We start from the raw sequence: 12,887 nt of genomic DNA, 5'->3' as shown, positions 1-12,887 counted from the left end.
TTCATTCAGAGAGACAGTCCTTTTTTTAATTCATAACCCATTTGTCTTTTAAAAACAGCATTCGTCCGATGATTAAAAAGACAGCCATGCATCAATGATACGCTCGAGATTCCACCCCGCATAACGAATCAGTTGTTTAAAAAGGGTAGTGCTTCAACAAAAGGCGGTGGACATAAAGGAACAGGAACAGTTCTGATTCATCGCTGCGTGAAAAAAACGATGGCTTTCTTGATTTCATTTATAAAAATGAAACATTTTGTCTTAAAATCAAGGTGCCGGCCATTATGACAGACCTTCAAGAAAAAAGAAGGCCGACAGTCAGCTAGTCTTGATTATCAAACCTTCACTCTTTTTTTATGATTATTTTGGACCACCCATATCGTTTGTAATAAGTGTTTTAGAATCAATCAATTCTTCATAATCCGGATCGGCATATACTTTTAAGACGTGTTTTGTCTGCAGTGTTGCACTGGCCATTCTAACATATTGTTTATCATAGAAGTAAACAGTTTCAATTCCACTGTTTAAAATGGCCGTCGCCGTTGGTGTCAGAGCAGCGGCAGCCGGCCCGGCGGCAGCATAACCGATCAGGCCGCCCAGACCGGCAATAATTCCTTTCGTTGTTGTATCTTCAAATTTTGTACTTCTTTTTACTGTTTTAGCGTACATCCAGCCGTTTGCTGTTTCGCTTTTTTCCTGACTGACAGATGCATTGGAAGGAACTGCCTGCTGTTGAGCTTCTGCCTGATTGTAAACAAAAGAGCCGGATGCGATAAGAGAACTGGCTGTCATCATCGAAATAAGCTTTTTCTTCATACAGGAATACCTCCACGATAAATTTATTTTTCACTCATACAAGTACCCGCGCTTTTGTAAAGGTAACAGAAAATGGGGTATTTTAACTTAACTGTAACCGGATTTTAGTGTGAGTAAATACTTGGTAAAAACAATGCGTAAAGAGGAGTCGTTTTATTAAAAAGCGAAAATTGCTATAATGGAAAGAAATAGAATACGAGGGGGTGAGTGTGTGAATGAGGAACAACCGGCAGTAAAACAAAGTGAAATTCAGCGGCAGCACCAGAAAATCAGCATGAAGCGACTGATGAAACGAACGCTGTTTATTTTTATTGGCGCTATATTAATGGCCATCGGTATTGAGATTTTTCTTGTCCCCAACTTAATAATGGATGGTGGAATTGTTGGGATTTCCATTATTTTATCAAATTTAACAGGCATGAAGCTTGGACTCTTCTTATTTTTACTTAATATTCCTTTCTTTTTTCTCGGCTACAAGCAGATCGGAAAAACCTTTGCGATTTCAACGGTATTTGGCATTACAGTGCTGTCGATTGCAGCAACTTTTCTGCATCCGGTAGCCGCTTTTACGAGTGATATTGTATTAGCTGCTGTATTTGGCGGAATGGCACTTGGGGCGGGAGTCGGTTTAGTGATTCGGTACGGCGGGTCACTGGATGGAACTGAAATTTTGGCTATTTTAATTAATAAAAAGCTACCGTTTTCCGTAGGCGAAATTGTGATGTTTTTTAATATTTTTATTTTCGTATGGGGTGGTTTTGTCTTTGGCTGGGATCGTGCTATGTATTCGGTACTTGCTTATTTTGTCGCGTTTAAAACAATCGATGTCGTTATTCAGGGATTGGATGAATCGAAATCAGCATGGATCATCAGTGATCAGTATCAAGAGATTGGAGAAGCGATTATTGCCCGCCTCGGACGCGGTGTCACCTATTTAAATGGGGAAGGCGCGTATACGGGTGATAACAAAAAAGTCATCTTTTGTGTTATTAACCGATTGGAAGAAGCAAAATTAAAATCAATCGTGGAAGATCTGGACGAAAGTGCTTTTCTCGCAGTGGCTGATATCGCCGAAGTGCGCGGCGGCCGATTTAAGAAAAGAGATATTCACTAAGTAAAACTTTCCAGAAAATGCTGGGAAGTTTTTTCTTTACAAAAATTAATAAATATTTATCTTGAATTCGAAATAAACTTTGTGTATAGTAAGGTAAGTAAGTTACTTTTATAAATCAAGGAGGAATGAAGCATGGCAACATTTACATTGGACAAAGTACACAGCGGGATCGCATTTCAAGTGAAACATATGATGGTATCGAAAACAAAAGGGGAATTCACGAACTTCGATGTACAAATCGATGGCGACGTAAACAACCTTGAAGCAGCAAAATGGACGGTTACAATTGATACAGCGTCTATCGACACAAACAATGAAGACCGCGATAACCACCTTCGTTCAGGCGATTTCTTTAATGTGGAAAACCATCCTCAAATCACATTCGTCAGTGACTCCATCAAAAAAGTATCAGACGGTGAATATGAAGTAACAGGTCAATTAACGATTAAAGACGTAACAAATACAGAAACATTTAACGTGGAATACAACGGTACATCGAAAAGCCCAATGGACGGCAGCACAATCGCCGGCTTTGACGCAGAAGGCAAAGTAAACCGTGAAGCATACGGATTAACATGGAATGCACCACTAGAAACAGGCGGCGTGCTTGTTGGGAAAGACGTGAAATTCAGCGCGAACTTTGAGTTTGTTGTTGGAGAATAATTATTAAAAAACCTGTACCTGCTGAGAGGCGGTACAGGTTTTTAATTACAGCTTATCGTTTTCATCGTTTAAGCCAGGATTTAAATCTGGACGACTCGGATTGGAGAAGTTATCTGAATCCGGGTGATCAAACAGCTGCGTTTCAGGCTTCATTTCTTCTGCTGTTTTTTGTGCATCATCGGTTTGTTGTTTCATTTCATTTGCTTTCATTTTTGCTTCATGTTTCATCTGTTCTTTTTCCTGCCTTGCTTTTTCTTTTACTTCGGCAAAATCGGTTTCGTCAATTTTTGAATCAAGCTGACGCAAGTATTTAGCGGCTGTTTCTTTCCCGCCAAGACCAAAGGCAAGTCCGAATGCCAGCGCGAGACCGCCAAGAATGAGCATGAACGCCGTATTAACAATTGAATCTGCTACACCAAGCTGGTCAAGTGCCATGAAAAGAGCGAAAATAATGACCGAGTATTTGGCAACCGAACCGAGGAGACGGAAGTCTGAACCTGACAATACATTGCGTAGAACACGCTGAACGATGTTGCCAAGGATGATGCCGACCGCAAGAATTAAAACGGCTGCAATGACACTAGGCAAATAGGACACAATGCCAAGCGAGAGCGTGACGAGGAATTCAAGGTTAATAATTTGCAGTGCTTCGACAACAAATAAGAAAGTAATAAAGATTTGTACGATCCATGATAATAGCTTTGCCGGTGTCATGCTGCTTTCGTCCGCAGTCCAGCCCCAGCTGTCGAGGTGAAGGTTTTTCGTTAATGAATTTACACCGGCTTTTTGCAAAAGATCCTCTGTAAATTTCGCAGCCCATTTCGCAGCCCATTTCGCAGCCCAGATACCGACGATTACTAGCACTGCGGCTACAATAATATTTGGAATCATTTCCAGCACACGATTTAACATATTAATTGCCGGCTCTGAAACGCCGCGAAGTTCAAGACGCTCTAAGGCGGTAATCACAACCGGGATTAAAATAAGTACGTACACAATTATTCCAATAATCGACGAAATACTCATGTCGTCGCTTGTTTTACCAATGCCGGCTTTTTTCGCATAGCGGTCAACACCTGCAGCACTTAACAGGTTTGTGATGAGATCACGGACAATTTTAGCAACAAGCCAGCCAATAACAAGGACAATAATCGCAGCGAATAGTTTCGGAATAAATGCTAAAAAGCTGTCCAGCATGTTTTCAAATGGCCCAGCGATGCCGTCAATATTCAACGCATCCAATACACCCGGAATAAACATAAGAAGGACAAGATAAAAAACGACTTTTCCGGCTGATTCAACGAGACGTCCCGCTTGTGCATCCGTATCAGCAAGGTTTCCTTTTTTCATCCATTTCGCAAATTTTAATTTTGCACCGCCTTTTGTGATTAATGCTTTTAAGATGGAAGCGGCAACCCAGCCAATTAATAGAATTAAAGCAGCTTTCAAGATATTTGGAATAAACGACGCCATTGTTGTAAACATCGACACGAGTGGTGACGCAATAATCGTCAAGTTTAAGATGTTAAAGAATAAAATAAAAACAAAGGTAAGCAGGATGTAATAGATGATTTTTCCGACGATTTTTTCAGGTGGATATTTCTCGCTGCCAATACTCGCTTTTGAAAAGAAACGATTGTCTGTATTCGTTTTTTTTAACGCTTTTTCAACAGTACTGCCGATTAATTTAGCAATGATCCAGCCAATCAACAAAACGAGAAGTGCCATAATTAAGTTTGGCAGTTCGTTTACATAGCCGTACCAGCCGCCCCAGAACATATTATTGTTCATAAAAACCCTCCTTTAAATTAGTTATTCTCCTTACTGCTTCCCATTGTGAAGGAGTAAATAACCAAATTTTCAGAAAATATTTTTAAATAAGCAGAAATAGTCTGTCTTACTTAAACCCATCATTGTGAAGGCAAAGATAAAATAATATTGAAGAATTGTTTTTGAAATTTAACAACCATCGGAAGTGCTTTGAATAGAAGGGATCGACCTTCTAGAAAATCAAATGGCTGTCATCGATAAGAAAAGAGATGGATGCCGGATTTCAAAATATTATTATCGCCTATTTGTAGAAAAGAAATAATAGCTCTTTTTAAATAAAACTGAAACTTTTGAAGAAAGAAGATCGTATTCATTCATATACTTTGTTAAAAGGAGATGGGATTATGTTTGGAAAGGTAGCGGCAGACGTATTAGGATTGAGCGATGTTGGAGCGGTTATCAAGCCGGCTGATTATAATAAAGTGGACGCGGATGATTACATTATGCACGAAGACAATGAGAAAATTTATTTTCTCATTAAGTCAAAAGCGGACGAATATTGCTTTACAAACATTGGGCTTGTACATGTAGACGGAGCAAACGCTGTCAGCAAAAAGCGCATGCTTCGCCGGTTTAACTACGTGACTAATCGCGTGTCAAACGTGTACCTTGAAACAGCAGGCACAGTTGACCTTGATGTGGAAATTAAATTTACACTTGGCAGTGAAACGTATTCCATTGACGTGCATAAAAAGCATCTGGAAGAATTAAAAGACTTGTACAAGGCACTATTGAAAATTGCGGAAATGCAGCGGGAAAATGAAATGTATCTCGGATATGCCCAGCAAAGCCTGGAGATGTCAGCAAATTCAATTAAAAACATTACCAAAACGCAAATCGATTTGTCAGCTGAATTCGAAAAAGTAAATGCATATGCATTTGATTGGCTGAAAAAATCGAGTGATGAGTACCGTGTGAAAGACTTCGGATCCGTTTACGAAAAATACATTAACAACTAATTTGAGAATCCGAATATGTTTATCCGGATTTTTATTTTTATTCTTCGCACACCCGCTATCGTATTAAAATATATACCCATGACGGCATGTTGGGGAGCGGAAAAATGCGAAGAGAAATGGCTGCAAAAGAAGGATACGCAAGCATGCCTTATTTTCTACACTTTGAAACGGCACCTGTTTATTTTGCACAGGTGCCGTTTTTTTAATATTCTACTGTTACAGATTTAAGATCATTTGGTTCACATGGAAGGAGCGTATAGCCAAGCTGCTCGACTTTTTCTTTCATATTGCCGGAGCAATCCGGCCCAAAGATTAAAAATGTTCGATCACGCTGCACTTTGTCGCGAAATGACGACAGCATACCAAAAAGGGCAGACGTTTTTTCTTCAGACAATGTTTGAGTGAAAGATGACGTGGCTTCTGTTACAGGAACAATCCATAATTCGCATGCATCTTCTGTTTGAAGCAGTTTTTCAAATACATCCGCTTTTTCAAGCGGGGTCCGCATCGTTTCATCCTGAAGCTCATATACCTCTTTATCGTCGAGCGGCGTTTCCGTAAACGGACGGCTGTTTTTCTCATCAAAAATTTTAATGTCCAATTTGGACGGTTCAAAGTGCTTTTCCATTAAAGTCTCTCCTCTTATCTCGAAAACAGGCATCTGTTCTTTTTCATACTGTTTACCCGTTTTGTATAAGTATAAACCTATTCAATAAGTGAAAGAATGTCTTTTAGCCGGTTGAGTTTGTGAACCGGATTTGCGCCTTCGATTACTTTTCCTTCGCCATGGTCGATCCAGGCGGATTCAATGCCAGTACGGGTTGCACCTAAAATATCCGTTCCCTGATTGTCACCCACCATTAAGACATCACCCGGTTCAAGATCCATCAATCTTAAAGCGTGCTCAAAAATAGCTTTTTCCGGTTTTCCAAAGCCGAAATGGCCGGAAATTAAAACATGTTCAAAATAAGGAACGAGCTCTGGCGTCATCGTCAACTTTTCCAATTGAAGCGAAGGGGCGCCATTTGTTAAGAGTAAAAGGCGAATCCCTTTATCGCGCAGCGTATTCAGCACATCGTATGTTTCTTCGTAAACAAAAGCGGACTTCCGGCGAACGCTGCGGAACCGTTCGCGTGCCCAGCTCGCTTCGGAAGATAGAATGCCTGCTGCCGATAAGCCGTTTTCCCACGTTTTCAATTGGTAGTCGGCAATTTGGTCTCCCATTGAACGGAATCCATTATGGTGCACGTCACCAAAGTCTCCCCACAGCCCTTCAAACGGGTTAATCCCAATTGAAATGGTGATCGGGTAAAAGTCATATGTTTCATATTGTGCTCGGGCTGCTGCACGAACATGCTCTTCAATATCAGCCGCATTCTTTTCATATTTTTGAGCCAGTTCGCCGCATGTAACGTCAAAAGCGGTCTGAATGCTTTTTTTATCGTCCAAAAGTGTATCATCAAGGTCAAAAAATATTGCTTTTTTCAAAATAAAGTTCTCCTTCTTTTTCACATAGTCTAACTTGAACAGGATGTTCTTGGTTCTCCGCTGCACACAGGGCGTGTGCGGTTTAGGAGAAGTTCCTTAAACATTCTATGACTACTTCGACAAAAAGCTTAAAAATCCTGCTTTTCGACGTGGTAAAAATAAAAAAGAAGGCGGCGAGTAATCAGGAATGTGATGAACAGGAAGGCGGGCTAATTTAGAAGACAGATCTTCATACAAATGCATTAAATGGTCCTGCCGCTGTTCAATGGCAGAAAGGCGTTCTTCAATTAAAGACAGATACGCGTTTTGTCCGATTGCATTGGCTGCCTGTCCCGGAGGAATATTTTGAGCGGCCGCTGTGTCAATCATCTGCCGCAGTGTGGCCATTTCGTTTTCGTCAAACAACCGGGCATTGCGTTTTCCTGTTTCAAATCGGAAGCCTGCTCCTTCAAGTGCCATAACGTATTTACTGAGTGTTGACGGGCTGATGTCTAAGGCGGCGGCTGCTTCTTTCGTTGTATGCATAGAAAACCCCTCCTTATAGTCTTCTTTAATACATTCAATGCCATCCGCTTTTTTCCTTTCACTATTTTTAGCGAAAAAGCGCATATTGCCATGTTCTTTTCGTCAAAATTCGGGTATACAACCGATAGGTGAATGATCATGAAACTAGTAAGCTGGACTTATACAAAGCGATACAATATAAAAGCAGTTTTTAACAGATTTCCACATTCAAATGTTATTTTTCGGCTCATCCATAAATATTATTTTATTTACATTGTTAACTGGTCCGAGAACGATCCGCCGGTTGACAAAGTAGATTTAGAAAGAATGGAGATGCTGCTGAATGACGAACTGGGTACCGAACAGTTTTACCGAAATCGCCGATCAAGAAAACAGGGAGGGCCATTACACATGAAAAAAGCCATGATTATTGCAAACCCATCTTCAGGGAAAGAACAAGCAGCAGAGTATATTGACCACATTAACATGCAGCTTGAAAAATTGGGATACGAGACAGAAAAACGCCTTACAGAAGGAGAAGGAGATGCCACACGATTTGCAAAGGAAGCGTGTGAAAAGAAAATGGACGCTGTAATTGCGATGGGCGGCGACGGTACGATGAATGAAACGGTTAACGGTCTGGCAGAGCAGCCGCATCGTCCAGTAATGGGAGTAGTCCCCCTTGGCACCGTCAATGATTTTGCACGTGCTTTAAATGTTCCGCTTGACCCAGAGGAAGCAATTGCTGTTTTAGGTGGCAGCACGAGACCAGCTGATATCGGAAGAATAAACGACCATTATTTTCTAAACATTTTAGCGATTGGCGGCATTGCCGAAGCTGCGGGTGAAGTAACATCTGCACAAAAAACAACACTTGGTCCACTTGCTTATTTAGTGGAAGGGCTGAAAACATTAAAAGAAAAAACACCGTTCCCAATTACTGTTGAAGCGGATGATGGTGTGTATGAAGAAGAAGCGCTTATTTTCCTGGCCGCCCTTACAAATTCAGTAGGGGGATTTGAAAAATTAGCACCGGAGGCAGAAGCGGCAGATGGACTTTTCCATTGCTTTATTGTAAAAGATGTCGCGCTGCCAAAATTGCTGCGTATCGGCGCGAATTTATTAAAAGGAGACTTCCAGGAAGATCCAGATGTTTTATATTTCCGAACAAAAAAAGCAAAGGTTCGTTCTACAATAGAACTCTTAGCGAATGTAGACGGCGATCTTGATGACCCTGTTCCATTTGAACTGGAAGTGCTTAAAGGTCACATTGATGTGTTTATTCCATAAAACAGCCGTTTCTGGCTGTTTTTTAATAACAATTGAACCATTTATTTCGTTTCTAAATTAAAAAAGTTTTTTCTTTTTTATACTCAAAAAAATGAAACTCTTCCATAAATTGATCGTACGTATAGTGAGGTGAGAAATCCATGAGTTTTTGGAAGCGGCTTTTTGGCGGATCAGAAGAAACTGTACCAGAAGCAAAAGAGCGAACATTGCTGACATTACGCGTCGGGGACTTTGTTACGTATGATTTAGCTGATTATGAAGTAACCGGCAAGATTCATTACAATGACAGCGGGTATACGTGGGATGCGTATCAGCTGGCGGCGAATGGGAAAACACTTTGGCTAAGCGTGGAGCTGGATGATGAACTTGAAGTCGGGATGTATGAAACGATTCGTATACCGGGTCTTGAACCGGGAGCGAAAAAAGTTTCTCATGACGGGCGCACGTATTATTTGGAAGAACAAGGCCGCGCTTATGTAAAAGCGGAAGGACGCAGCGAGAATGTTCACGGTAAAAATGTGGATTACTATGACTACACAGACGATTCAGAAGAGCATTTCTTATCTGTTGAAGTGTGGGGCGGCGATGTGGAAGTCAGTTATGGGTATGAAATTGAAGAATACGAAATCACCATTTTAGCGGGAAGCTAACCAACATTGGAGGAGAGAAAATGTTTCAATTTTTTAAGCGTGTACAGACGTATGTAGGGTCCGAGTTGAATGCAGCACTTGATAAAGCTGAAGATCCGGTGAAAATGCTTGATCAGTTTATGCGCGAAATGTCCGCGGATATTCGTGATGCGGAAACAGCGGTTGCAAAACAGCTGGCAAATGAGAAGATGCTTAAAAAGAAATACGACGATGCAAACAGCATGGTAGAAAAGCGCCAGAAGCAGGCGGTCGATGCGATTGAAGCAGGCAATGAAGACTTGGCCCGCCGTGCGCTTGAAGATAAAAACAATCATGTGAAGCAGGCAGATTCGATGAAGGAAGCGCATACACAGGCTGCGGCCGATGTAGCGGTTCTTCGCGATAAATTGTCAGAAATGAAACGTGAATACGAAGAAATGCAGCTGAAAAAAGATTCGTTAAAAGCGCGGGCGGAATCAGCAAAAACACGGACGAAGATGAACCGGGCGATGTCATCTGTTGGCGGCGACGAATCAAGACGGGGCTTTGAGCGGATGGAAGAAAAAGTAATGCAGTACGAAGCAGAAGCAGAAACGTCAGAAGATTTACGAGCAGGTTCACGCAGCCTGGATGACGAATTGGCTGCGTTAAAGAAAAACAGTGCAGTGGATGACGAACTTGCCGCACTTAAGCAAAAGCTCGGAAAAGAATAAGGAACCGCGGTCCGCCCGGTACGGCGGACCGTTTCTGTTCATTTGGAGTGTTTTTATGATGAAAAAAAAGAAATGGCTGACAATAACCATTGCGGCAGCGGTTTTCCTGGCAGCATGTGGTTTACAGGAAGCAGATGACTATATCGATGAAAACTATATATTCATCGATGCCGTTCAAAACAGCTCGAATACAAATGATCGGGCGATGGTATACCGGACTGATCAAAGTGTTGCGAATACAGCGGCAGAACTTTCAGATGTACAAGAGCCGGAACAAATCGGCACAGAAGTAGACGGCCGCCAGGTGCTTGTTTACGACGATGAATTTATTATCTTAACAGAAGATCCGGACAATCCAGGATCAACACTTGTTGAGGTGGCGGAAGATGAATTTGTCCGCACTCACTACAGCCCGGGCTTCTTCACTGGAATGTTTCTTGGTTCTATGTTAAGCGGCCGGTTTGGATCAAGCTGGGAGCGCACGCAGTCAAACAAATGCAGAAATAATCGCGATGACTGTTATTCGGGCGGAGGCTACTATGGAACCGGCACTTTTTCATCTGGCTCTTATGGCCGAGGTTCAACATTCCGCGGCGGCGGACCGGGAGAAGGAAAATAATGAGACGAAATGAGGGAATGCAGCTGTGAATCCATTTTTATTGACGTTTTTGTATTACGCAGTGGCCATTGCAGTGGTGATTGTGGGGCTGGTTATTTTTGAATTAATGACGAAGAAGTATAAAGACTGGGATGAAATAAAAGGAAATAACGCAGCCGTTGCACTGTCGATCGGCGGGAAAATTATCGGTATTTGCATTATTATTACATTTTCTATTTTCCATAACGATACGATTATTGAAACGACTATTTGGGGATTGTTTGGCATGGTGCTTCAGCTCATAGCCTATGTACTATTTGAAGTGCTGACAAGAAGCTTTTCCGTTGAAGAACAGCTTAAACGGGGGAATTTAGCTGTTGGGATTGTTTCTTTTTCTGTTTCAGTCGGTTTGGCGTTCGTTATTGGCGCTTCGATTTCGTAAGGCGGTGTTTTTATGACTGAACAGGAATCTATCCGGCAAAGCCGTTCGATTTATTACGCATCGGGCATTGTCTCGATTTGCGGAATTATTTTTGAAGTGCTTTTCGGTGCACTCGGTTCATACATTCTAGGAGATGGAGTGAAGCAGTACACACTCACCATCTCCCTTTTTTTAACCGGAATGGGCATCGGGGCTTATATAAGCGAAAAAATGACGAGACATTTGATTGCATCTTTTATTTGGATTGAGTATGGGATTGGCCTCATCGGCGGCTTTTCCGCGATGCTGCTGTTTGGAGTGACCGCTTATTTGCCAGACGGTACCGATGCATTGTTTTTATATAGCGTGACGCTGCTGGTTGGGACGTTAACAGGTGTAGAGCTGCCAATCTTGATCCGGAAAGCCAATGAAATCGGGGTGTCTCTGGAAAAAAGTGCGGCAAAAGTATTGTTTTCAGATTATGCCGGCGGTCTGGTCGGAGGCTTATTATTTTTATTTTTACTTCGTCCGTATTTCGGGCTTGTAAAAACATCATTTCTCGTCGCATTGATCAATGTGGCGGTGGCGCTTTGGATTGTTTTCCGCTTTCGTCACGAGCTAAAAAGGTTTCGGCTGCATGCGACAGCTGGTGTCGTCTTTTTAAGTATATTAATTGCCGGTGCACTCTTTGGAGAAGAAGCGGCGTTTCATTTTGAGCAAAAACTCTACAAAGATCCGGTTGTTTATTCAGAGCAAACGGCGTATCAGCAAATTATTTTAACAAGAGAGCAAGGGGATACACGTTTGTACTTGGATGGGCAATTGCAATTCAGCTCATCTGATGAACACAGGTATCACGAAATTCTCGTTCATCCGGCGATGGCCGCGGCTGCGCGTCACGATCGCGTTCTAGTCCTCGGCGGCGGCGATGGACTGGCGGTTAGAGAAATATTAAAATATGAAGATCTTGGAAGTGTAACGCTTGTTGATCTTGATCCTGCCATGACGAAAACAGCACGAACCAATCATTTACTAACTGATTTAAATGAAGGTGCATTGGACAATCCACAGGTGAAAGTGATCAATGAAGATGCGTTTCAGTTTTTAGAAAAAGCAACAGGTTTTTATGACGTGGTGATTATTGATTTACCCGACCCGAATAATGAGTCACTAAATAAACTATACACACAGGAGTTTTATTCACTTGCCCGTAATCATTTACATCCGGATGGAGCCATGATTGTCCAGGCGACCAGTCCGGTGTTCGCCCCAGAAGTGTACTGGACGATTGACCGGACTGTTCAAGCAGCAGGATTGCAAACAGAAAACCTGCACGCGGACATTCCCAGCTTTGGCGGATGGGGATATGTGTTAGCGTCACGTGAAGGCATTGAAGTAGAAGAGCTGGTGCTTTTAGAAGACACACGCTACTTGACTGCTGATTTACTGCCAGCACTAACAAAATTCGGGAAAGATGAAGATTCGATAATGGAAAATGGAATAGAGATTGAGCCAAATACATTAATTCGTCCAAACTTAATTGAAGTATATGAAAAATCGTGGCGTTATTATTAACAATAAAAGCCGTCCTTTAAAATGAACGGCTCGTTTCTTGACCAGATCTATCGATTTGCCTATTTTTCTGCCGCAAGAAGCTGCTCGTTTAATTCTTTTAATTCATTTTCCATTTCAATCAGCATCTCTTCTGCTTTAGACGTACCGTGTCCGGTAGATTCTAATTTTTCAATGTCGCCTTGCACACGGATATAGTCCATTTTTAATTCTCTAATCTTGTATTCTATTTGTGATTTATTCATCTATGTCCCGCCTTTTTTCTTTTATTTTATCAAATGAAAAAGCCG

15 protein-coding genes are annotated in these 12,887 nt (G+C 41.7%); 9 read left to right on the top strand and 6 right to left on the bottom strand.

What is annotated here, in order from left to right; translation table 11 throughout:
* Positions 1–360 precede the first annotated feature (360 nt).
* Positions 361–816, bottom strand: coding sequence for a hypothetical protein (locus BA724_RS02630; protein ID WP_069937136.1), 456 nt, complete (start codon positions 814–816; stop codon positions 361–363).
* A gap of 274 nt (positions 817–1,090) precedes the next feature.
* Here BA724_RS02630 and BA724_RS02625 point away from each other — a divergent pair, with 274 nt between their 5' ends.
* Positions 1,091–1,930, top strand: coding sequence for a YitT family protein (locus BA724_RS02625; protein ID WP_069937181.1), 840 nt, complete (start codon positions 1,091–1,093; stop codon positions 1,928–1,930).
* A gap of 132 nt (positions 1,931–2,062) precedes the next feature.
* Positions 2,063–2,593, top strand: a complete 531-nt coding sequence (locus tag BA724_RS02620) for a YceI family protein (RefSeq protein ID WP_069937135.1) — start codon at positions 2,063–2,065, stop codon at positions 2,591–2,593.
* 45 nt (positions 2,594–2,638) lie between these two features.
* On the opposite strand, the gene BA724_RS02615 is transcribed toward BA724_RS02620, so the two are convergent.
* Positions 2,639–4,384, bottom strand: a complete 1,746-nt coding sequence (locus BA724_RS02615; protein WP_069937134.1) for a mechanosensitive ion channel — start codon at positions 4,382–4,384, stop codon at positions 2,639–2,641.
* Positions 4,385–4,767: 383 nt separating this feature from the next.
* Between BA724_RS02615 and BA724_RS02610 the strand changes: the two genes are divergently transcribed.
* Positions 4,768–5,382, top strand: a complete 615-nt coding sequence (locus BA724_RS02610) for a PH domain-containing protein (RefSeq protein ID WP_069937133.1) — start codon at positions 4,768–4,770, stop codon at positions 5,380–5,382.
* A 202-nt stretch (positions 5,383–5,584) separates the two neighbouring features.
* Here BA724_RS02610 and BA724_RS02605 read toward each other — a convergent pair whose 3' ends face one another.
* From BA724_RS02605 to BA724_RS02595, 3 genes are all read right to left on the bottom strand, one after another.
* Entirely contained in the window at positions 5,585–6,010 is a 426-nt protein-coding gene (locus BA724_RS02605; RefSeq protein WP_069937132.1) for a hypothetical protein, read from the bottom strand.
* A gap of 77 nt (positions 6,011–6,087) precedes the next feature.
* Complete coding sequence (locus BA724_RS02600) at positions 6,088–6,870, bottom strand: HAD family hydrolase (RefSeq protein ID WP_069937131.1); 783 nt, start codon at positions 6,868–6,870, stop codon at positions 6,088–6,090.
* A 111-nt stretch (positions 6,871–6,981) separates the two neighbouring features.
* Positions 6,982–7,395 carry a MerR family transcriptional regulator gene (locus BA724_RS02595; protein ID WP_069937130.1) on the bottom strand — a complete coding sequence of 138 codons (414 nt, stop codon included), beginning with the start codon at positions 7,393–7,395 and terminating at the stop codon, positions 6,982–6,984.
* 390 nt (positions 7,396–7,785) lie between these two features.
* Here BA724_RS02595 and BA724_RS02590 point away from each other — a divergent pair, with 390 nt between their 5' ends.
* From BA724_RS02590 to BA724_RS02565, 6 genes are all read left to right on the top strand, one after another.
* A complete protein-coding gene (locus tag BA724_RS02590; RefSeq protein ID WP_069937180.1) occupies positions 7,786–8,664 on the top strand; it encodes a YegS/Rv2252/BmrU family lipid kinase in 879 nt (292 codons plus the stop codon).
* Between the two features lie 140 nt (positions 8,665–8,804).
* Entirely contained in the window at positions 8,805–9,314 is a 510-nt protein-coding gene (locus BA724_RS02585) for a DUF4178 domain-containing protein (RefSeq protein WP_069937129.1), read from the top strand.
* A 20-nt stretch (positions 9,315–9,334) separates the two neighbouring features.
* On the top strand, positions 9,335–10,006 hold the full coding sequence (locus BA724_RS02580) for a PspA/IM30 family protein (RefSeq protein WP_069937128.1): 672 nt from the start codon (positions 9,335–9,337) through the stop codon (positions 10,004–10,006).
* 55 nt (positions 10,007–10,061) lie between these two features.
* Positions 10,062–10,625, top strand: coding sequence for a DUF4247 domain-containing protein (locus BA724_RS02575; RefSeq protein ID WP_169818479.1), 564 nt, complete (start codon positions 10,062–10,064; stop codon positions 10,623–10,625).
* Between the two features lie 25 nt (positions 10,626–10,650).
* Entirely contained in the window at positions 10,651–11,046 is a 396-nt protein-coding gene (locus tag BA724_RS02570) for a DUF350 domain-containing protein (protein WP_069937126.1), read from the top strand.
* A gap of 12 nt (positions 11,047–11,058) precedes the next feature.
* Positions 11,059–12,600: a polyamine aminopropyltransferase gene (locus tag BA724_RS02565; protein WP_069937125.1), complete on the top strand. Its 1,542-nt coding sequence runs from the start codon at positions 11,059–11,061 to the stop codon at positions 12,598–12,600.
* A 59-nt stretch (positions 12,601–12,659) separates the two neighbouring features.
* Here the strand turns inward: BA724_RS02565 and BA724_RS02560 are convergent, their stop codons facing one another.
* Entirely contained in the window at positions 12,660–12,842 is a 183-nt protein-coding gene (locus BA724_RS02560) for an SE1832 family protein (RefSeq protein ID WP_069937124.1), read from the bottom strand.
* Between the last annotated feature and the right edge of the window lie 45 nt (positions 12,843–12,887).

The organism is Domibacillus iocasae, assembly GCF_001750285.1.
Classification (GTDB): domain Bacteria; phylum Bacillota; class Bacilli; order Bacillales; family Domibacillaceae; genus Domibacillus; species Domibacillus iocasae.
This window is presented reverse-complemented; position numbering and strand designations above follow the sequence as displayed.